This window comes from Rouxiella sp. T17 (genome assembly GCF_036663475.1).
In the GTDB taxonomy this organism is placed as follows: Bacteria; Pseudomonadota; Gammaproteobacteria; order Enterobacterales; family Enterobacteriaceae; genus Rouxiella.
The window spans coordinates 64,409-85,126 of the sequence record NZ_JAWUEA010000011.1; the positions used below are offsets into that span (position 1 = coordinate 64,409).

Annotated in this window: 17 protein-coding genes and 2 tRNA genes; 14 read left to right on the forward strand and 5 right to left on the reverse strand. The window is 48.6% G+C overall.

Translation table 11 applies throughout. From position 1 onward, the window contains the following. Positions 1-297 precede the first annotated feature (297 nt). Positions 298-1,455 carry an amidohydrolase gene (locus tag SC206_RS03500; RefSeq protein WP_332734221.1) on the reverse strand — a complete coding sequence of 386 codons (1,158 nt, stop codon included), beginning with the start codon at positions 1,453-1,455 and terminating at the stop codon, positions 298-300. A 286-nt stretch (positions 1,456-1,741) separates the two neighbouring features. On the opposite strand from SC206_RS03500, the gene SC206_RS03505 reads away from it, so the two are divergent. The 4 genes from SC206_RS03505 (at position 1,742) to SC206_RS03520 (ending at position 5,314) form a co-directional block, all read left to right on the forward strand. Then, positions 1,742-2,878, forward strand: a complete 1,137-nt coding sequence (locus tag SC206_RS03505) for an amidohydrolase (RefSeq protein WP_332734223.1) — start codon at positions 1,742-1,744, stop codon at positions 2,876-2,878. Between the two features lie 130 nt (positions 2,879-3,008). Continuing rightward, positions 3,009-3,566: a DsbA family protein gene (locus SC206_RS03510; RefSeq protein WP_332734225.1), complete on the forward strand. Its 558-nt coding sequence runs from the start codon at positions 3,009-3,011 to the stop codon at positions 3,564-3,566. A 169-nt stretch (positions 3,567-3,735) separates the two neighbouring features. Beyond that, positions 3,736-3,811, forward strand: a tRNA-Asn gene (locus SC206_RS03515). A 249-nt stretch (positions 3,812-4,060) separates the two neighbouring features. Continuing rightward, on the forward strand, positions 4,061-5,314 hold the full coding sequence (locus SC206_RS03520) for a hypothetical protein (RefSeq protein ID WP_332734227.1): 1,254 nt from the start codon (positions 4,061-4,063) through the stop codon (positions 5,312-5,314). A 120-nt stretch (positions 5,315-5,434) separates the two neighbouring features. On the opposite strand, the gene SC206_RS03525 is transcribed toward SC206_RS03520, so the two are convergent. Continuing rightward, the gene (locus SC206_RS03525) at positions 5,435-6,841 is read right to left on the reverse strand and encodes an amidohydrolase family protein (protein ID WP_332734229.1); all 1,407 of its coding nucleotides are present in this window, start codon (positions 6,839-6,841) and stop codon (positions 5,435-5,437) included. Between the two features lie 81 nt (positions 6,842-6,922). Here SC206_RS03525 and SC206_RS03530 point away from each other — a divergent pair, with 81 nt between their 5' ends. Together SC206_RS03530 and SC206_RS03535 are read left to right on the forward strand one after the other, a co-directional pair. Next, complete coding sequence (locus SC206_RS03530) at positions 6,923-7,576, forward strand: DUF421 domain-containing protein (RefSeq protein ID WP_332734231.1); 654 nt, start codon at positions 6,923-6,925, stop codon at positions 7,574-7,576. A 182-nt stretch (positions 7,577-7,758) separates the two neighbouring features. Next, positions 7,759-7,834: transfer RNA gene (locus SC206_RS03535), tRNA-Asn, on the forward strand. A gap of 104 nt (positions 7,835-7,938) precedes the next feature. Here SC206_RS03535 and SC206_RS03540 read toward each other — a convergent pair. Next, positions 7,939-8,448, reverse strand: a complete 510-nt coding sequence (locus SC206_RS03540) for a PAAR domain-containing protein (RefSeq protein WP_332734233.1) — start codon at positions 8,446-8,448, stop codon at positions 7,939-7,941. 692 nt (positions 8,449-9,140) lie between these two features. On the opposite strand from SC206_RS03540, the gene otsB reads away from it, so the two are divergent. The 3 genes from otsB to SC206_RS03555 all read left to right on the forward strand — a co-directional run bounded on the left by otsB (position 9,141) and on the right by SC206_RS03555 (position 13,300). After that, a complete protein-coding gene (gene otsB, locus SC206_RS03545) occupies positions 9,141-9,941 on the forward strand; it encodes a trehalose-phosphatase (RefSeq protein WP_332734235.1) in 801 nt (266 codons plus the stop codon). Next, complete coding sequence (gene otsA, locus SC206_RS03550; protein WP_332734236.1) at positions 9,938-11,362, forward strand: alpha,alpha-trehalose-phosphate synthase; 1,425 nt, start codon at positions 9,938-9,940, stop codon at positions 11,360-11,362. The genes otsB and otsA overlap by 4 nt, the downstream gene beginning before the upstream one ends. Positions 11,363-11,644: 282 nt before the next feature. Beyond that, entirely contained in the window at positions 11,645-13,300 is a 1,656-nt protein-coding gene (locus tag SC206_RS03555) for an alpha,alpha-trehalase (RefSeq protein WP_332734237.1), read from the forward strand. Positions 13,301-13,431: 131 nt separating this feature from the next. Here the strand turns inward: SC206_RS03555 and SC206_RS03560 are convergent, their stop codons facing one another. Together SC206_RS03560 and SC206_RS03565 are read right to left on the reverse strand one after the other, a co-directional pair. Beyond that, the gene (locus tag SC206_RS03560; RefSeq protein WP_332734238.1) at positions 13,432-13,812 is read right to left on the reverse strand and encodes a VOC family protein; all 381 of its coding nucleotides are present in this window, start codon (positions 13,810-13,812) and stop codon (positions 13,432-13,434) included. A 98-nt stretch (positions 13,813-13,910) separates the two neighbouring features. Next, on the reverse strand, positions 13,911-14,129 hold the full coding sequence (locus tag SC206_RS03565; RefSeq protein ID WP_332734240.1) for a hypothetical protein: 219 nt from the start codon (positions 14,127-14,129) through the stop codon (positions 13,911-13,913). A gap of 105 nt (positions 14,130-14,234) precedes the next feature. On the opposite strand from SC206_RS03565, the gene SC206_RS03570 reads away from it, so the two are divergent. The 5 genes from SC206_RS03570 (at position 14,235) to SC206_RS03590 (ending at position 20,716) form a co-directional block, all read left to right on the forward strand. Continuing rightward, entirely contained in the window at positions 14,235-14,624 is a 390-nt protein-coding gene (locus tag SC206_RS03570; protein ID WP_332734242.1) for a VOC family protein, read from the forward strand. A 454-nt stretch (positions 14,625-15,078) separates the two neighbouring features. Beyond that, positions 15,079-16,806, forward strand: coding sequence for a fatty acyl-AMP ligase (locus SC206_RS03575; protein ID WP_332734244.1), 1,728 nt, complete (start codon positions 15,079-15,081; stop codon positions 16,804-16,806). A 172-nt stretch (positions 16,807-16,978) separates the two neighbouring features. Further along, positions 16,979-18,703 (forward strand): acyl-CoA dehydrogenase, encoded by a 1,725-nt coding sequence (locus SC206_RS03580; RefSeq protein ID WP_332734246.1) that lies wholly within the window; start codon positions 16,979-16,981, stop codon positions 18,701-18,703. Further along, positions 18,700-20,394, forward strand: a complete 1,695-nt coding sequence (locus tag SC206_RS03585) for an acyl-CoA dehydrogenase (protein WP_332734248.1) — start codon at positions 18,700-18,702, stop codon at positions 20,392-20,394. Before SC206_RS03580 ends, SC206_RS03585 begins: the two co-directional genes overlap by 4 nt. Before the next feature lie 58 nt (positions 20,395-20,452). Next, on the forward strand, positions 20,453-20,716 hold the full coding sequence (locus SC206_RS03590; RefSeq protein WP_332734250.1) for an acyl carrier protein: 264 nt from the start codon (positions 20,453-20,455) through the stop codon (positions 20,714-20,716). Positions 20,717-20,718: the final 2 nt, after the last annotated feature.

Genomic DNA, 20,718 nt, shown 5'->3' on the forward strand with positions numbered 1-20,718 from the left:
AGCACAGTAAACAAAGGGTCATAAAGTATCGATTATCATGAAAAAATCAGGGGGATTCAGGGGTTTTATCAGATCTCGCTCAGGGAAAAACCCCTGATTTAAGATGTTCGCGGAGAGTATGGAAGGAGATTAGTATTAATTGCTGCACATTAAACAAGCAGAGATTCACAACGAAGGTGCAATAACCCCCCAAGCCTTAACAATCAGGCTTGGGGTGAGAGATTGAATTTGTGCGATTGAATTTGTGCGATTGAATTTAGGCGATTGAATTTAGGCGAATGTATTTAAAGGAATGACTTAGGCCGCGCCTGCTGTTTTGGCCTGCTCGACAAGCTCAGCAAGCGCGTGTTCGGCAAGGTGAGCAAAATAGTGGGCGGCGGGCGCGATCAGGGCTTCGTCAGGATTAAATCCTTCGTGATGCAATCCAAATTCGCTGGCGCTGCCAATGCTGACAAAGGCCCCCGGAACCTGCTGCAAGTAGATGGCAAAGTCCTCGCCGCCGAGGTGTAAGTCGGCCGTTTGCACCTTATATCCGCTATTTTTTGCTACTTCAGCACTGACGCTGGCCCAATGTTCATCGTTGATTAACACGGGCGGGCCGGCAGTCCAACTGACTTCCGCCGTTGCACCGCTGGCTTCGACCAACGTCTGAACCAAATGCTTGACCCGTTGCTGCACCTGCTCGCGCACTTTATTGTCGTGAGTGCGCAACGTGCCGCCAAACATCACCTCTTCAGGCAGCACGTTCCAAGTTTTACCCGCGTCGATGCGAGTAATACTCAACACCAGGCTGTCGAGAGTATTAAAGCTGCGGCTGGTCAACGCTTGTAGCGCCTGAATAACCTGACTGGTCAGCACAATGGTATCGATGCCCTGCTCCGGATGCGCGGCGTGCGCCCCTTTGCCGTGAATGCGAATAATAAAACGATCGGCGTTGGCATAAAACGCACCGCCGCGCGTCGCAAAAGTGCCGGTCGGCAAGCCCGGCTCATTGTGCATACCAAAGATAGCCTGCACGCCTTCGAGCGCGCCAGCCTTAATCAACTGCTTCGCGCCCGTGCAGTTTTCTTCGCCCGGCTGGAATAAAAGCCGCACCCGGCCCGGTAATGTGGCCTCGCGCGCCTTGAGTTGCAGCGCCGCGCCAAGTATCACCGAGGTGTGAATATCATGGCCGCAGGCGTGCATCACACCGGCGTTTTTCGAGGCAAAAGGCAGCTGGGTCTGTTCATGAATAGGCAATGCGTCGATGTCGGCACGTAGCGCAATCAGCGGCTCGCCGTGACCTATCTCGGCCACCACGCCCGTGGAAATCGGGTAATCGACCAGTCGAATATCTGCTGCCTGTAGCCACTCGCGAACGCGCGCGGTGGTTGCCAGCTCCTGATTGGAAAGCTCCGGCCAGGTGTGTAAAGTTCTGCGCCATTCAATAAGCTGCGCAGCAAATGGGTCGCTCATGCGTATCCTCCGTATCCGAAATTGAACGAAGCAGGATCCTCCATTCCTTTATCACTGATAGTGAAGGGGGATTTATTGGGAGTAAAACAACAAATTCGCGCAAAGGAATCACAAAATCGGCAATAGGATTAGCTCAAATCTGGCAAAGCTTATGGCAAATTGTTGGTTCACGCGCGGGCAGCAACTTTGGATGATGTCAGCTTCCGCTGAAGCGGTGAATTAACACTTCCTAAATCTCCGCCCAGCCTGAAATCAAACCGCAGCTTGCCATCAACGCGAGGATAATATGACGGACGCATTTACCGAACAGCTGGTTGCCTGGCGGCGCGAGCTTCATCAATACCCCGAGCTTTCCAATCATGAATTCGCCACCACGGAACGTATTACGGCGTGGCTAAAACAGGCAGATATTCGCATTTTGCCGTTTGGATTAAAAACGGGCGTAGTGATTGAAATTGGGCAAGGCGAGCCGCTGATTGCGCTGCGCGCCGACATTGACGCCCTGCCGATCAATGAGGCTACCGACCTGCCCTTTGCGTCGAAAAACGCCGGTGTGATGCACGCCTGCGGACACGACATTCATACCTCAGTCATGCTCGGCGTCGCTTACCAATTGAAAGCATTGGAGAAAACGCTGGCTGGCCGCGTGCGAATTCTTTTCCAGCCCGCAGAAGAGACCTTTAATGGCGCGCAACAACTGATTGATGCAGGCGCGCTGGAAGGCGTGCAGGCTATCTTCGGCCTGCATAATGCGCCCGATTTACCCGTCGGCACGCTGAAAACCCGTGGCGGCGCGTTTTATGCCAACGTAGACAGATTCACCATAGATATCAATGGCAAAGGTGCTCATGCTGCACGGCCGCACGAAGGGATCGATTCTGTCGTGATCGCCAGCCAGATAGTCACTACTCTGCAAACGCTGGCGAGCAGAATTTATAGCTCGCAGGAATCAGTAGTGGTCAGCGTTACGCGTTTTACGGCCGGAAATACCTGGAACGTTCTGCCGCAAACCGTTGAGCTTGAAGGTACGGTGCGAACGCACAATGATGCGATTCGTGCGCAGATCCCCGTTAAAATAGAGTCACTTATTTCCGGCATTGCCAGCGGCTTTGGTGCCAGCGCTACTTTGAACTGGCAGCCGGGTCCGCCTGCACTGGTCAATACTCAACAATGGGCTGACTTTGCACTCGAGCTCGCCGCTGAAAACGGCTATCACACAGAAGTCGCGACGCCCCAAATGGGCGGTGAAGATTTCGCCTTCTATTTGCAGCAGATCCCGGGAGCCTTTGTCAGCATTGGCAGCGCCAGCGACTATGGTTTGCATCATCCCTCTTTTAATCCTGATGAAGCGATTATTGGACAAGCTGTCGACTATTTTACCGAGTTGGCACAACGCGCCTTGAAAGCGATAAAGCCCCGTTAAAGCGCGGTAATCTTTCTTAACCTAAAACAAAGGGCGTCGAGCCCTTTTTGGATAGAGACAAAAGGGGGAATTTGCAATGATGATGAGTATGATATTTTACTGATTTCCCCTTAAAATTGAGGATATAGAGATGTCTGAGAAACCATTGCAGGCCGACCCGCTCGTTTGGGGCCATGGAAAGAACGTATTTGAAGTGTTTCTAGAACCAACCTGTCCGTTCTCCGTTCGCGCATTCAATAAATTTGATGCGCTGCTCGAAGAAGTCGGTGAAGACAATGTGACGTTGAAAATTCATCTTCAGTCTCAGCCGTGGCACATGTATTCCGGCGTGATCGTACGATACATTTTGGCGGCTTCGACTCTGCCAGAAGGCAAGGAAGCGGCCAAAGCGGTACTGAAAGCGGTGGCCGATCATCGTGAAGAGTTTGAGTTTACCGATCACTGTTCGGGTCCAAATATGGACGCGACGCCAAATGACATTCTTAATCGCCTCGAAAGCTACAGCGGCGTTAACGCGCGCGAAGCCTTTGCACGTCCTGAATTGCAAAACGTGATTAAGTGGCACAGCAAATATTCGCGCCAGAACGGCATCCACGTGTCACCCACCTTTATGGTGAATGGCTTGGCACAGCCGGATATTGGCAGCGGCGACGAAATTTCTTCATGGGCCAAGCGAATTCTGGGCTAAAATTTTCACTCGCAATTTCGGTTGAAACACCTGATTGCGGGTGAGATACGGGCTAGATTGTACAAAAAAACGGGGTTTTGCCGGTTTCTTCAGCACTCGAACGAATTTACGCAGAAACCCCTTTGACAAGCCAGCCGCACCCCGTTAATATTCGCCCCGTTCACACGATTCCTCTGTAGTTCAGTCGGTAGAACGGCGGACTGTTAATCCGTATGTCACTGGTTCGAGTCCAGTCAGAGGAGCCAAATTTAGAGAAGCCCGCATCAGGAAACTGACGCGGGCTTTTTGTTTTCTAGCGTTTATCATTTTCCAGCGTGACAACCCCCAGCAATCACCACCCAGCAATCATAAAAAGCTCATCTTTTTTACAGTCCAAGACTTATAAATTCCAATAGGGTAAAGTCATAAAAACTAATACATCACCTATCAATTCGTTTATTTTTAATTAATTACAATGCCTTAGGAAATTAAAAATATTTCAGGGGAAATAGACAATGCCAAGAATAGACGGGATTAACCTTTATTTTGATCAATATAAAATCAACAATGAAAGTAAAATTGATGTTAGCGCTTTATCATCAAATATAAAGCGAGTAGTAATCAGTTCTGAAATTCCGCTTTCCAGCATTCAATCTACAAGTCAGAACTCAGCCGAAAGCATTCCAAAAATAGCCCACTTTCATTTATATTTAACACCCACAATAACAACAGCAGAAGAAAAAAATTCGGCTAAAGCACCTTCAGAAAAACAACAACAGAGTTTTTCATTTGAAAATACGCCGACGGATCGTAAATACTCTATTAACATCTTAAATGCTTTCAGAAACATTATTGATTTTGTCGAAAAAAACCGGACTCATCAAGTTTGCCTGTGGACCGATGACTCCTCTGAGAAAATAATAAAGAAAATCGCATTAGATAATGAAATTAGTCCCGCACTGTTTAAAAAAATCACCCTGTGTGATATTCATAAATTTTTCGATAACTGGAATTATAACGGTGAGCAGAAGAGCCTCCTTTATAAATTTTTCAGGCAAGAGATGACAGGCCCCGGCAAGAATCTCGCTGCGGCAAAAGATATTGCTCAATACGCGGTGCTGGAAGCCTTCGGAGGCTTAGGCATTGATTGCGATGTTGCTGCCAAGAAGGCAATCAGCAACCTCGAAACACCAAGCGGCATGAGAATTTTTCTGACCGACCAGAAAGATAGCTCCCCGATGATAAGTAATGCAGTGATTGCTGCTGCTCCTCATCATAGTACTATTCAAAAAACTATTGAACACATCAACCACACTTACCAAGGTAATTGGCATGATCTCCCCGAATTGAAATTCGAACAATGGCGCAGTTGCTCTATTTATTTAGATTACCAACCTGAAATACAAGAATTAACTCAGCAAGAATCTTTTGCGCTATTACTTAAAAATATAAATTTAAATAAACGCTTCGACACATCGCCCAAACGAGTGGGAGGAAACAAATACAATTCAGCCAGAGTTGGACTTACCGTAGCGGCAACAGGCCCTAGCGCTCTGCGTTGTGGCATGGATCGCACAGTAGGCATTAAACATAATTTAAAGGATTACCGCTTCGAAAATAATAACGAAATATTTGGTCATATTAGCGATAGCGTAAAACCAAATGATAGATTTACAGCATCAAGGAAAAACATTATACAAGTTGAGTTACAAGATGACGGTAAAAGTTGGAATGCCTCAACGACGATTAAACGACGAGGTTCCTTCTAAAGGAAACATCCTTCTCAAAGAGATTAGTAAGTTTGGTATCATTGTAAAATCCAAAACAGCCCGCATCAGGAAGCGTCGCGGGCATTTTCTTTTTGGTCTCTTCTCAATACTATTAAATTATTAAATAATAACCTGCTTATATCCCCGCCACGCCTCAACCGCTAATTCTTCCACATCGATATGTTGCAGCTTCCCTTGATGCTTGAGGATTTTACCGTCAGCAATGACCGTCTCGACATCACTCGGCGTGGCGGATTGAACCACCGCCGCAACAGGATCGGTAAGGGGGAACATGCCAAGCCGTTGTGCATCAATCAATACTAAATCAGCCCGTTTACCCGGCGTAATTGAACCAAACTGATTGCCAAGCCCCATCATATTTGCCCCGCCCTGCGTCGCCCAATACAATACATCGCGGGCGGTGAGCGCCAACTCATTGCCGGTGATGCCGGTCGCAAGATTGAGGGTTGTTTGCATCACCATAAAAGGATTCGCGTTGCCGCTGAGCACCAACGTATCGATTCCCAAAGCCAGCGGAATGTTTGCCCGATGCATCGCCGCAACCGGTGCCAGCCCATAACCCACGCGCATCTCCGTTAGCGGCGTAAAACAAACCGACGCCCTGCTTTGCGCGATGGCGTTAATATCGTCTTCGTCGGCGTGAGTGGCGTGAACTAACTGGACGGATTCATTAAGCAAATCTTGTTGCGCGAGCTGTTGAATTGCCTTCTTCTTTTGCATTTCGCCTGTTACGGCAATATGGGTGGAGATAGGCAGCCCCTGCTGCCTGGCAAAGGCAAACTCCTGCTGCCAAATTGCTGCGCCCGTTCGTTCGGGTCCGCGGATGGCAAGCCCCAGACTAATGGCAGAAGATTTTTCACTCGACAGACTCGCCTGCACGCGTTGGATATCCTTAAAATCCATGGCCGACGTGGCTGCTAAATCCTGCGCGTAGCCATACCACAATCTCGTGCGCAGGCCGCTTGCCGCCATGGCTTTTAACTCTGCGTCGGCAAAAGCGGGATTACGCAAATTGTGCGACCAGTTATTTACCGTGGTAATGCCAGCGTTCAGTGCTTCGGCCAATCCCATGCGCACGCCGAGTGCAGAGAGTTCAGGCGTGAAGCGAGAGCTGGTTTTAAGCTGCGATTTGAAAAACGTTTCTCCCTGCGGCGAGGGCGAACTGTTGCGTAAAAAGCTGTTCCAAAGGTGCCAGTGGGAATCGACGAGTCCCGGGATAACAATTTTCCCTTTGCCTTCAATCACTAAAGCGCCTTGCACACTCAGGTTTTTGCCGACCGCCACTATCTTTCCGTCGCGCACTTCAATGTCTGCTTGCGACATATCACCGAGTTTAGGATCCAGTGTAATGACCGTGGCATTGCGGATTAACAGATGAGAACCACTGCCCGAGAATAACGGACGCGAGGCGGTGCTATCGGCTTTAGCCTGGACGGCGAGACCTGCGGCCAAACCTGCGCCAAGCTTAAGCAGCGTGCGGCGATCGAAACCTGAATGATGACTCATGCGAGCGTTTCCTTATCGTTTGAATTCATTAAGGGTTTTACTAACTATGTTATAGTTTCTTTATTTCGGAGCATAAAATTAATGGAGTATTATCTTTTAGTCCTCGCGAAATTCGTGATTGGATTTTTGATTGTTATCTCTCATTTGAACTTTTCAGGTAAAACCCAGCTGTCGCAAATGACGCCGGTAGACTTCATTGGCAACTTCGTTTTGGGCGGAATTATTGGTGGCGTCATCTATAACGACGTCATCCCGCTTTACCAGTATGTGATTGTCCTGGTGATTGGCGTGCTGCTTATTTCGCTGCTGAATTCCATCAGTAAGCGCTTCTTTATGTTCCGTAATTTCGCGATTGGTAACCCAATACCGATCGTTAAAGATGGCAAGTTCATCATGGAAAACATATTGAAACGCAGGAACAAGATAGACATTCTCAACGTCGCTTCGCAATTGCATACCCAAGGCATCCATTCCTTTCAAAATTTGAAATATGCTCAAATCGAACCGGGAGGTCAGATTACGGCAATCTGTAAAGGTGCCGAGCTGCCTTCGGTAATTTTGATTAAAGATGGCAGAGTGCGGATTTCAGAACTCGAAGCCATCGGAAAAGCTGAAAGCTGGCTGAAAGACAAACTTGATGGGCTTCAGGTCAGTGATTTGAGTGAGGTGTTTCTGGCTGAGTTTTGGAAAGGGGAAATCACTCTGGTGATGGCCGATGGAAAAGTGCGCCGTTAAGCAAAAATAGGATGAGGCGACGCTAACTGTCGAATTCCCATAAGAAGATAATGTTCAAAAAACACGCTCAACTGGTTGAATATTATAATATTTGTTTACTATATCGGCAGTCGAAAACAAAATAGATTTAACCCTTTGACACGGAGCACGACTGCCATTAATATTCGCCTCGTTCACACGATTCCTCTGTAGTTCAGTCGGTAGAACGGCGGACTGTTAATCCGTATGTCACTGGTTCAAGTCCAGTCAGGGGAGCCAAATTAGAGAAGCCCGCATCAGGAAACTGACGCGGGCTTTTTGCTTTTAAAGCTGGCGATTATACTAAATTAGCTGTGCCTTTTAGATTCTCTCTTGAAGCCGTTTTAATCCGTTAAAACGTGTAAATTAACAGGCGTTGATGCGTCTGTATAATTCCAGTCGGTATAACCCTGTTCGTCAGTAATACCCGCCTCCGTTTGACCATTTTGCAGAATAAGCGTGTAACGACAATCTATCATGGGCTGGTTGTTATCATCGGTACAAAGAAAACGAACGCGGTGTTGGTCGGCATTGACCTGAGTTATCACCTCGGTAATACCGCTATTTTTTGAATAAAGGTTTCCCTCTGAGGTACTGGTATATTGCGTGGCCGAACCAAATACATAGTGATCGTGACAATTACACAGCACGCGATCTCCAGTAGCGACATAAGGTTGCTGCTCGCCCCAATCAGCAGCCGAAGCCAAAATTTGAAAAGTGCCCTTACATTTACTACACCAGGCTCTATCAGCTGATTGTGCAATCGGTTTATCATTTTCAAACCAAGAGGCCGAAGCTGAAATAACCTCCCCATAACTCGTTTTATCTCCCAGACAGACTAATGCTCTCGCCATGATTAAATCCTTTTAAATTATATAGTTAGTGATATTGTCATAACATACTCCTCTATGGCATCTAAATACCACATTTTTTATAGGGTGAATTATTGATTGGGTGATTTATTTAAAATATTAAGAAATGCTTTCTGGAAATATTTTATATTCAACGATTTTTCTTTATAATTATTCAACTCAACAATAAATGATTTAAATAAATAGAGTTAACTCGAGTTGCCACAATTCAGTTCTTAATAATTTTTAGTTATGACTAGTTTATCTACTATCTCAATCGGAATAGTAATCTCTACAAAATTTATCCTAATAAGTACTATGGATAAGTACTATGAATAAGCATTCTGAATTAATTTTCATAACTATGATTTTACATGCATTACTTTATAACCGCTCTTCAAGCTATTATAACGAAGTAATAAGTAATCAAACACTCGTACATAATTAAATACTATTTTAAATTCAAAGAGTTAGGCCCAGCCATTCACGCTAAAAATTTTCTCTTATACACTATTTTACTCCATTATTACCTTTTTGATAATTAAGACTATTCTGGCTCACCCGATAACAGTTAACGTGGTAAATATGTCAGATAGGTCTACACTTATTACAATATTTCACAAATTCACGACTTTTCAGATTCACGTCAAAAAATATTCTTTATTACAGAGGTTTTGCTAACAGGAGGAACTATTTTGACCACCGCTTCACAGGATAATTCGACCGCCACGCCGCCCCCCGTTAATTTGGATGACGGAAAATACGCTTTCTTTTTCGACGTAGATGGCACACTCGCAGAGATCCAATCAGAGCCGGATGCAGTCACAATCCCTTCTCAAGTCCGCGATAACCTTAAATTACTTGCCGATCATTGTAATAGCGCTGTCGCGCTTGTTTCCGGCCGCCCTATTGTTCAGCTCGACAAATTGGCCGCGCCTCTCGTTCTGCCGGCAGCGGGTGTTCATGGTGCCGAATTACGCGATGTAGCCGGTAATTTACACCGTGTGCAGTTGGCGGAAGGCGTTGCCAGCGCGCTGCAAGTTAAATTAGAAACTGCAATGGAAGAGATGCCAGGCACGCTTTTAGAAACTAAGGGCATGGCTTTCGCGCTGCATTATCGCCAAGCGCCTCAATTTGAGAAACAAGTGCTCGCCTTGGCGGAATCTGCGGTGGCGGAGTTTCCAGAACTTACGCTTCAGCCCGGAAAATGCGTCGTTGAAATCAAACCGCACGGCATTGATAAAGGCGCTGCGATTACTGCTTTTATGCAACACGCGCCGTTTAATGGGCGCACTCCCGTTTTTGTCGGCGATGACCTGACAGATGAAAAAGGATTTCATGCAGTTAACGGGCTGCAAGGCATTTCAGTCAAAGTGGGTGAAGGGGCTAGTGCTGCGCACTACCATCTCGACCAGGTAACTGATGTTCACGACTGGATTGCGAAAATTTCATTACAATTACAACAAGATAAAACAGGTAAGGAGTTTACGTTATGAGTCGTCTGGTTGTCGTATCTAACCGTGTCGCTATTCCCGATGGGTCGAAATCAACCGCGGGTGGCTTGGCCGTCGGCGTTTTGGACGCCTTGAAAACTACCGGCGGACTGTGGTTCGGCTGGAACGGAGAAATTAGCGAGTTTTCCGGTGAAGAAGATGATGATCTGAATTTGCTGGAAAATGATGGCATCACCTATGCCTCGCTTCCTTTGAATCAAAATGATTACGATCTTTACTACTGCCAATTTTCGAATGCCGTTCTCTGGCCCGCTTTCCATTATCGAATTGATCTGGTGCAATTTCAGCGTGAAGCCTGGGACGTTTATTGCCAAGTTAATGACATGTTGGCGAAAAAGCTGCAAAGCCTGCTTAAACCTGATGATGTACTGTGGATCCACGATTATCATCTGCTGCCATTTGCCGCCGCGCTGCGTAAAATTGGTGTCACCAATCGTATCGGTTTCTTCCTGCACATCCCTTTCCCTACGCCAGAAGTTTTCAATGCTTTGCCGACCCATCAAGAGCTTTTGAAAATGATGTGCGAATACGATTTGCTAGGATTTCAAACGGAAGCCGACCGTTACGCCTTTATCGAAAACCTTAAACAGCAAAACGCTTTTGAAGAGATAGACGAAAATCACCATCGCGGTTACGGCAATACGTTTAAAACTGAAGTCTATCCGATTGGTATTGCGCCAGATGCTATCAAAGAGATGGCGGAAGGCCCTCTGCCACCGAAAATGGCGGCGATGAAAAAAGAGTTGGGCGACGCGCAAAACATTATTTCCTGCGAGCGTCTTGATTACACCAAAGGTCTGCCTGAGCGTTTTCTGGCTTTCGAAGCGCTATTGGAAAACTTTCCGCAGCATCGCGGTAAAGTGCGTTATTCGCAAATTGCCCCAACCTCGCGCGGTGACGTGCTGGCCTATCAGGACCTGCGCCACCAGCTCGAAATGGAAGTAGGCCGTATTAACGGAAAATACGGAACCTTAAACGGAACCCCGCTGTTTTATCTTAATCAGCACTTTGACCGCCGTTTATTGATGAAACTCTTCCGATTAACCGACGTGGGCTTGGTCACGCCGTTGCGTGATGGCATGAATCTGGTGGCGAAAGAGTACGTGGCCGCGCAGAATCCTGAAAATCCGGGCGTGCTGGTGTTGTCACGTTTTGCGGGTGCTGCCAATGAGCTAACGGCGGCGCTGATTGTTAATCCTTACGATCGCGATGAAGTGGCAGCCGCGCTGGATCAGGCGCTGACCATGCCGCTTGAAGAGCGTAAAGCCCGTTACGAAGAGATGATGGCCCTGCTGCATAAAAACGATATTGCACACTGGAGCCAGAGTTACCTCGAAGATTTACAGGCGATTCCGCTGCATCAAAACGGTCAAGGCGCTTCAGCCGAAGCTACGACGACCTAACATTCTTCTTATTTAGCAGGCTATACGGCCCCGAATCCGGGGCTGTTCATATATTCTTTCAAACGAATATTCGAAAATTTCCACCTAGCGCCTCGGTTCAATTGAGCTACTTTTTCTCGACATCACAATCAGTTATAAGCTTTTGCGCTTTTTGTCTATTTTTAAGAATGTGATGAAAAACACACTATGGCTGTTGATGATAGAGCAAAAGTCTACACTTAAAGGAGAGCAGCTCGGGAAAGATCCCGTTTTTTTGTGACTTGATAAAGAGGTTTGTAGCTTATGCACAACTCTAATTTACAGATGGTAGATCCGGTGGAATTTGATAACGATAAAAATAACCAACATGAACTTGAGCCGCTCGAGTTGATTTTGGAAAGAATGATGGATGCCGAGCCTGAACCAGAGATGATTGAAGGCTTGCCCCCTTCCGATGCCCTGACGCCCGCAGACCGTTATTTGGAACTTTTTGAGAACGTGCAAACGGCACGTATTTTCCCTGACAGCAAAACCTTTCCCGACTGTGCGCCCAAAATGGACCCGCTTGATATTCTGATTCGCTATCGGAAAATTAGGAAACACCCGGAGTTCGACCTGAAGATCTTCGTCGATAAACACTTTTGGATGCCTAAAAATTATGGCAGCGATTATGTCGCCAATCCTCAGGATTCGCTTAAAGATCATATCGATAAACTATGGCCTATCCTGACTCGCGAGCCAGAGCATCATATTCCGTGGTCCTCCCTGCTCACCCTGCCGCAGGCCTATATTGTGCCCGGCGGGCGTTTTAGCGAAACATACTACTGGGATTCCTATTTCTCAATGCTCGGCTTGGCAGAAAGCGGACGCCACGATTTGCTGAAAACCATGGCGGACAACTTTGCCTGGCTTATCGAAATTTACGGCCATATTCCGAATGGGAACAGAACCTATTATCTCAGCCGTTCTCAGCCGCCTGTCTTCGCCTTAATGGTTGAACTGTTTGAAGAAGATGGCGTTCGCGGCGCGCGCCGTTATTTGGAACATTTAAAGAAAGAGCACGCATTCTGGATGGACGGTTCTGAATCATTGGCACCGAATCAGGCCTATCGCCACGTGGTGAGAATGCCCGACGGCGAACTGTTAAACCGTTATTGGGATGACAGGGACACGCCGCGTGATGAATCATGGCGTGAGGATGTTGAAACGGCTAAACATTCAAGCCGACCGGCTAACGAAGTTTATCGCGATTTGCGTGCCGGCGCGGCCTCAGGCTGGGACTACTCTTCGCGCTGGCTGCGTGATAAAGATCGCCTTGCGAGTATTCGTACCACTAAATATCTTCCTATCGATCTCAATGCTTTTCTTTTCAAGCTTGAGAACGCGATTGCCAATATTTCGACGCTGGAAGGCGATAAAGAAACGGAAACGTTATATCGCCAGAAAGCCGATGCGCGTCGTGAAGCCGTTAACCGTTATATGTGGGATGAGGAACAGGGCTGTTTCCGCGACTACGATTGGCATCAGCAGGAGATGGCGCTATTTTCGGCCGCCAGCGTCGTGCCGCTGTACGTTGGTTTAGCTTCGCATAAACAAGCTGACCAGTTGGCCGTTGTCATTCGAAAACGTCTGTTGACCAAAGGTGGCCTGATGGCTACCGAATACGAAACTGGCGAGCAGTGGGATAAACCGAATGGCTGGGCGCCGTTACAATGGATGGCGATTCAGGGCTTCAAAATGTATGGCAATGACACGCTTGGCGATGAAATTGCGCGAAACTGGCTGAGAACGGTGAACAGTTTTTATCAGCAGCACCATAAACTGATTGAAAAATATCATATTTCTGGTGATGACGCCAAAGAGGGTGGCGGCGGTGAATATCCACTTCAAGACGGCTTTGGCTGGACCAACGGCGTCGTTCGCCGTCTAATTGGCCTCTATGGTGAAAACTATGACTGAAACTTTGATTGAAACTTTAATTGAAACTTTAATTGGAAATCCGTTGGGCATATAAATCGCTAATTTTGACAATGAGCCACCGAAAGGTGGCTTTTTTGATTTTATAACCGGCAATAATCTTCATCCATCGACTAAGCAATCTCCTGCCCAAACATCATTCTATGGCCATCCGGCGTCGCGACGGTGAACTCTCGCATTCCGTGAGGTTTATCTTCTGGCGATTGCAGGATGATCGCACCCGAGGAGAGATACTCTTCATATAACGCGTCGACGTTATTAACGTTAAAATAGCCGAAATAGTTATGGTCACCGATTTCGGCAGGCGTTACGCCTTTCGGCGAATGGCCTAACATTATTCTGATACTGCCGCGTGATGCCAACTGCCAGCCTAAATCTTCCGGCCAGGCCAAACTAAAACCCAGTGCATCACGAAAATAAGAGGCGCTTGTCTTGAGGTTGGGCACTGCAAGAACAAAAGATGACGAATGAAGCGTGACTGATGAATCTGCCATTAAATATTATCCATAATATTAGCGAAGGTCAGAGGATTTTATAGCCTACCTTGGCGCAATATAGAAGCTCAATGATGAAGCTCAAATGAGAAGCCTTATTACGCCAATAGTTTGGAAAAACAGACAGCTTCTTCACGACCAACATAAGGTCCGTAATTAGCTTTCTGCTTATAGCCGTGTTTTAGATAAAAGTTTACCGCGCCAACGCCACCTTTACCGCTGTCGCCCGTTATCGTTGCCAATGTATCTGACAACGCTTCTATTAACTTTTGTGAGGCGGCGGAAAATGGATCGTCTTTCTCAACAGTGATCGGCATCTTAATTTACTCATACGTTTTTTACTTGATTAGCCTATATGCAGGTAAGTTCCTGCCGCTAATGCTAGGTTTACTGGATTCATGGACAACATAAAAGAGGGAAGCATGAAATTTCAACATATGCGCATTGCTCGACCTGTCAGCAATTTACAGTTGAGTCTGGAGATATACGCTCAGGGACTAGGTATGAAAGAGCTTGGATCTTTTACAAATCATCAGGGTTTTAGTGGCTATATGCTGGGATATGAAGGGACAAGTTGGCACCTCGAATTTACCCAATTTGATGGACATCCTCTTTCCCCCTCTCCTACGGATGAAGATTTACTTGTTCTTTATATACCTGAAAAAAATGAATGGGAATTTACCTGCGCGACTATGCAACAGGCTGGATTTACCAAAGTGCCTTCTTTTAATCCTTATTGGGATATCGCCGGAACGACCTTTGTCGATCACGATGGGTATAGAGTCGTATTACAGAATAACAATTGGGGCTAACCTGAGGGCAGGTGAAAGACCTGCAAGTAACTTTTTAACTGTGCGGCCGTTTTATGACAGACTTTTGTTCTAGGACGTGCCGCTATTGTCATCTTACTGAACGGCAAACCCACGTTAATGCCCATTTTTCACAACATTCATGCCCCTTAACCTTTAACCCTAGCAGCGGGTATCTATTTCCGCATAGCGGCTTTCGGGCTAATTTCGTCTTACCTGTCGAATATGACAGGGCATCCTTACAATCCGCTTTTCTCACTAATCGTCATCACTATACTCGGGTTTATCGGCCAGCAAATCGCCTACGTCACAATTTTGAAAAAGCCTTGAAGATAATTAGACGCCCTATATTGCATTCCCAAGCGACATTATCTCGACAAGCCATCTCGCTAAATTTTGAAAAAAGAATACTGGAATAACCACCGCAATTAATGCATTGACTAACGGAAGAGAGAAAATGAAAACAATCGTTGATTACCTTAATCACAATGCTGCGCTTTACGCTGATAAACACGCCGTCATTATGTTGAATGATAAAGGTGAAGAGGCTGAACGTCTGTCTTATCACGAATTGCATCAAAGGATCTCTACCGTTGCGGCTTATTTGCAGCAGCATTTTAATAAGGGCGATCGTGCATTATTACTCTATCGCACCGGTATCGAATTTATTATCGCTTTTATGGCCTGTGAATTTTCCGGCTTAATTGCGGTGCCGATGTCTCTGTACGCCAAGAAATCCCCGCATTTTCATCGCATCGAACATATTATGCAGGATGCTACCGTCAGTTTGATATTAACGACAGAAAAGCTGCATGCCGAAGTCAGCGAATGGTTGGTTGAAACGGCCTATTCCACCACGCCGTGTCTCGCCTCGGATACTCTCGAGGGCGACTTGCCTTTAGTTTCCAGCGATGTGCAGCCCGACGATTTGGCCTTCCTGCAATACACTTCCGGCTCGACGGGTAATCCGAAAGGCGTAATGGTCAGCCACGGCAATCTGATTCATAACAGCCTGTTAATCAAACAAAAATATGAACACGACAACCATACCGTGATGGGCGGTTGGCTGCCGTTTTATCATGACATGGGGCTGATTGGCCTGATTTTACAGTCGATGTATCTTGGCTCGACGCTAGTGTTAATGTCGCCTGTCGCCTTCGTCAAACATCCGATGAACTGGCTAAAAGCGATCAGTGATTATCGAATTAACACCTCCGGCGGCCCTAATTTCTGCTTTGAACACAGCGTCGAAAAAGTTAACGACGAGAAAATCGCCGATATCGACCTCTCCCACTGGCGCGCCTGCTTCAACGGCTCCGAGCCGATTAAGTCACAAACCCTCGATCTCTTCTCAGAGCGTTTTGCCCGCTACAACTTTGCCCGCGAACAGTTTTATCCGTGCTACGGCATGGCCGAAACCACCCTGTTTGTCACCGGCGGCACTCCCGGCGTGTTGCACGAATCCCTCAGCGTCGACCGTGAAGCGCTGGCGGCCAATAAAATCGTCTTTCAGCCTGCTGATTCTGAATCCGCCATTACTTTAGTCAGCTCAGGACAAGCCTTTGATCTGGATGTTCTTACCGTCGACCCCGTTACCCGCGAGCCTTTACTCGAAGGCAATGTCGGAGAGATTTGGATCCACGGCGAGAGTGTCGCGCAGGGATATTGGAACAAACCGGAGCTGACGCAGGAAGTATTCCACGCGGAAACGGTGCCAACAGACGGCAAACGTTATTTACGCACCGGCGACATGGGCTTCCAGTATCAGGGCGAGCTGTATATTACGGGCCGTCAAAAAGATTTGGTTATCGTTAATGGCCGTAATATCTATCCGCAGGATATCGAGCAGCGCCTTAAGCAGTCAGAACCTTTATTTGCCAACGGCCTGTCGGCGGCGTTTGGATTAGACAGCGATCGCGGTGAGCGGGTTGTCGTGGTACAGGAAATAGATAAGCGCCACGGACTGGAAAGCGAACAGATGACGCAGCTGCTTAATAAAGTACGTTTTGAAATCAGCCGTTATTTCGAAGTGCCGGTGCAGGTCATCACGCTTATTGCTCGCGGCACGCTGCCACGCACCACCAGCGGCAAAGTTCAGCGCCGACGCACCAAAGAACTCTGGCTGAAAGGCGAATTACCGACGTTATTTGGTTTTGATGAAAATCCGTTAGCCAGTAAAGAATAATAAAAATCTGACTGAATAAATCAGCTTCTTTCATTTGTCCTTATTTCGATTGTCATTTTGATTGATAAAAAATTCGCGTCACCTTTTTGTCTATCTATAAGCCGACAATATTTGCTGCACTGGTGATTAACGAGCCTGTTGATCACCAGATTAATTATGAAAAAGGGTATTTATGAATGTTCTCTTTGAACTCACACAGCGCTATGAATCTTATTTTGGTGACCCAGGCAACGGCGAAAACGGTTTTAGTTATCAAGCCTCGCTAAAGGCCGATCGTCATTCTGAATTTCCGCAGCAAATAAATGACCAGCTGAATCAATGGGGCCTGGCGGAGTATTACGTACCGCAAGATCTCGGGGGTAAATTGGTCGGTTACGATGAACTGTTTCATCTGATTCGGCTGACCTCGCGCCGTGACCTGACCGCCGCCATCGGTCACGGTAAAACCATGCTGGGCGCTATCGCCGTGTGGATTGCAGGGTCACAGCCGCAACAGCAACAGTTAGCCGACTCGATTTTAAACCACGACGCCGTGGCATTGGCCTTAACCGAGCAGCCGCACGGCAGCGATATCTCCGCCAGTGACAGCTTTTGCTCCCAAACCGCGACAGGTTATCGACTCAACGGCAGTAAATATTTGATTAACAATGCCCGTCGCGCGGCGGCCCTCACCGTTTATGCACGCACGGCGGCCAACAATAATGCCCGCGATTTCAGCCTGTTTTTGGTCAAAAAATCCACCCTACCGGACAGCGCGCTGAGCTACGTGCCGAAGCTGTTAACCCACGGAATTAAAGGGGCCGACATCAGCGGCATTCGCTTTCATAACGCGCCCCTCGACGCCTCAGCGCTGATTGGTCAGACCGGTCAGGGTTTGGAAATCATGCTTTGCGGCTTTCAGTTAACCCGCACGCTTTGCACTGCGTTATCCTGCGGCGCGGGCGATCACGCGCTGCGTTTAGCGTGGCAATATGCCCACCAGCGCGAGGTCTATCATGCACCGCTAGCCCAGCTTGCCGTAATTCGCCGTCGGTTAGGCAACGCGGCCCTCGACGTGTTGATTGCCGACACCGTTAGCCTGTTTAGCAGCCGCGCCATCAATATTCTGCCCCAACAAATGAGTATTATTTCCGCCGCCGCCAAGGCCTTTGTGCCCGCCAGCATTGAAGCGATGGTCGATGAAATGGTCGACGTGCTCGGCGCGCGCGCGTATTTGGAAAGCGACGGTCCGTTTAGCAGTTTCAGTAAATTACAGCGCGATTGTCGGCTGGTTAGCCTGTTCGACGGCAGCACGGTGATTAATTTGCAGGCGCTGGTGGTTCAGCTGCCGATGCTGGCGCGTCAACGTCGTCGCCAACGCGTTGATCCAGCAATGAATGCGCAGCTTGGCCTGCTGTTTAGCGTCGATGAGCCGCTCGAAGCACTACAACCTGCGCGTCTCAAGCTCTCCAGCAAGGGTCAGGACTTTATCGTGCAGAGCCTGTATGAGGCCGCGCGTCGGCTTTCGGATGTCGAAGGATTCTCTGCTGAAACGCTGCAAAAACTCACTCGCCAGCTCGGTCAGTTGCGCGGCCAGCTCGATGAAATCGATGAGTTTTTCTTGCAATACCTGCCCACCACCCGCATCAGCCCGCGCGCATTTGCCATGGCGCACGACTACACCCGCGTGTTCGCGGCGGCCTGCTGTCTCCAAGCTTTTATTTATTCGCATCGGCTAATGTCGCCGCAGTGGCGCGACGGCCTCGCGCTTTCGGCCTGTCTGGATCGCCTGACTGCCACGCCCGCCAATCTCGACGATCGCGTGCTGGATCAGCTGCAAACCACCTTGGATAAGCATCAGCTGATTTCGTTCTTCCCCCTGCCGCTGGCGACGTCAAATGAGAGAGGCGCGCGATGAATTCTATTGATATCAATAGCTTTACGGATACGATGAACCAGCTTCATCACCTGCTTGACACCTCGCCGAGCCTGCGTCCGGCGGTGATTTTGGCACTGGATGAAGCGGCGCAAACCAACTATCCGGCCGAAGCGGCGCTCGATGCGCTTGGGATGATGTCGGCGTTGGCGACCGACGAAAACGGCCTGCCGGTAGCCTTAATGCCTGAGCTGATGGCCCTGCTGCGCACGCTGTCGCAACGCGATCTGGCGCTTGGTTTAGGTTATATACTCACGACGTTTATGGCCGCGACCAACGTCTGGGTAGCAGGGTCCGCCAAGCAGAAACAGCAGTGCAATGACCTGCTGGCCGACGGCAAAAAAATCTCGATTGCCTATCACGAGTTGGATCACGGCAATGATTTTGGCAGCAACCAGCTGACGGCCGAGCCGGTGCCAGGCGGCTATCTGCTCAACGGTCGTAAACAGGTTATCAATAATATTGGCCGTGCGGGTGCGCTGGTTTTACAGGCTCGAACCGGTGGCGATCAGGGAATGCGCACCCATTCGCTGATGCTGATTGATTTCGCCGACCTCGACGCGGCGCACTATAAGATCCTGCCGCGCTTCACTACGCAGGGCGTGCGCGGCTGCCAGATTGCCGGCATCGAATTCTCAAACTGTTTTGTGGCGGATTCCTGCCTGCTCGGCAAAGATGGCATGGCGTTTAGCTACGCGCTGACCGCGTTTCAAATCACCCGCGCGCTGCTGCCGGGCGTGAGTCTCGGCACTATCGACAGCGCACTCACGATTGCAACGCGCTATTGCAGCCAGCGTCAGCTTTACGGCGCGGATCTGCTGGCGTTGCCACACGTGCGCGGCGAGCTGAGTCACGCGTGGCTCGAATATTCGCTGTGCGACAATCTCTGCTACGCCGTGGCGCGCGGCCTGCACGTTGTACCCGCTGAAATGAGCGTACTGGGTTCGCTGTGCAAGGCGCAGGTGCCGCTCCGCATGCGCGCGGTGCTCAAAAAGCTCGCGCTGGTGCTCGCCTCGCGCTATTACCTGCGCGAAGGCGAAGCCGCGCTGTTTGAGAAAATTGTTCGTGATTATCCGGTGGTCAGTCTGGGCCATGCCAGCAGCTTGACCTGTCAGGCCGCGCTGGCGCCCCAGTTGCCGCTGATTTTCAAACGTTTCGAACAGCCGCGCGACGACCTGCAACAGAGCCTGCAACAGCTGTTTTCCGCCAACCTTTTGCCGCCGTTTTCACCGCGCGCACTCAAGCTAACGTCTGCCGGTAAGGACCTGTTATTCCAGAGTATTCACTATTGGCCGCAGCACATTACCTCCCTTATTAGCGCCGGATCTCTCACCACCACCGAGGGTTTTGGCATCCTGCAACGTTTGACGCGTTTACATACCCACTGCACTCAACTCTGTCAGCAATCTTTTGCTGCCGACAGTCTGCAAGCCTTTGACGCGGTTCAACATTACGCTTGGCTGCAATGCGCGATGGCGACGCTTGGCCGCTGGTGTTTCGATCCGCAAAGCCCGTTCGCCGGAGAGGTCAATTATTTAACCAGCTGTCTGGATTTTGTCTTCGCTCAGCTGACCCAGCGCGCCTTTTTCTTCGACGAGGAGACCGAGAACGCCATCATCAGTTATTTGCAACAGCACAGCGACGTGGCGACACATCGCGCGCTAACCCATTAATTAATCACTTTTATTATTTCGTTAATTAGCGATTAACTCACAAATTACAGGATGTTTTATGTCAGAGACTTTCACTCAATCACGCATCGTCGATTTTATCCTCGACCGTCTCGCCGTGCAGACTCACCTGCCGAAAGAGAGTATCGACATTCAGTCGCCGCTCGCTAATTACGGCGTCGATTCGATTCACGCGCTGAGCCTGTGCGCCGAGCTGGAAGAGTGGCTAGGCATTGAGATTGAACCGACCATCGCCTGGGATTACCCGACGATTGCGCAGATGGCCGAGTTTTTAGAAACAGAGGTGACTGCCGCGTCCCGTTAATT

Coding starts and splice junctions, on each gene's coding strand:
- SC206_RS03500 (WP_332734221.1), bottom strand. CDS start 1,455: ATGAGCGACCCATTTGCTGCGCAGCTTATTGAATGGCGCAGAACTTTA.
- SC206_RS03505 (WP_332734223.1), top strand. CDS start 1,742: ATGACGGACGCATTTACCGAACAGCTGGTTGCCTGGCGGCGCGAGCTT.
- SC206_RS03510 (WP_332734225.1), top strand. CDS start 3,009: ATGTCTGAGAAACCATTGCAGGCCGACCCGCTCGTTTGGGGCCATGGA.
- SC206_RS03520 (WP_332734227.1), top strand. CDS start 4,061: ATGCCAAGAATAGACGGGATTAACCTTTATTTTGATCAATATAAAATC.
- SC206_RS03525 (WP_332734229.1), bottom strand. CDS start 6,841: ATGAGTCATCATTCAGGTTTCGATCGCCGCACGCTGCTTAAGCTTGGC.
- SC206_RS03530 (WP_332734231.1), top strand. CDS start 6,923: ATGGAGTATTATCTTTTAGTCCTCGCGAAATTCGTGATTGGATTTTTG.
- SC206_RS03540 (WP_332734233.1), bottom strand. CDS start 8,448: ATGGCGAGAGCATTAGTCTGTCTGGGAGATAAAACGAGTTATGGGGAG.
- otsA (WP_332734236.1), top strand. CDS start 9,938: ATGAGTCGTCTGGTTGTCGTATCTAACCGTGTCGCTATTCCCGATGGG.
- SC206_RS03555 (WP_332734237.1), top strand. CDS start 11,645: ATGCACAACTCTAATTTACAGATGGTAGATCCGGTGGAATTTGATAAC.
- SC206_RS03560 (WP_332734238.1), bottom strand. CDS start 13,812: ATGGCAGATTCATCAGTCACGCTTCATTCGTCATCTTTTGTTCTTGCA.
- SC206_RS03565 (WP_332734240.1), bottom strand. CDS start 14,129: ATGCCGATCACTGTTGAGAAAGACGATCCATTTTCCGCCGCCTCACAA.
- SC206_RS03570 (WP_332734242.1), top strand. CDS start 14,235: ATGAAATTTCAACATATGCGCATTGCTCGACCTGTCAGCAATTTACAG.
- SC206_RS03575 (WP_332734244.1), top strand. CDS start 15,079: ATGAAAACAATCGTTGATTACCTTAATCACAATGCTGCGCTTTACGCT.
- SC206_RS03580 (WP_332734246.1), top strand. CDS start 16,979: ATGAATGTTCTCTTTGAACTCACACAGCGCTATGAATCTTATTTTGGT.
- SC206_RS03585 (WP_332734248.1), top strand. CDS start 18,700: ATGAATTCTATTGATATCAATAGCTTTACGGATACGATGAACCAGCTT.
- SC206_RS03590 (WP_332734250.1), top strand. CDS start 20,453: ATGTCAGAGACTTTCACTCAATCACGCATCGTCGATTTTATCCTCGAC.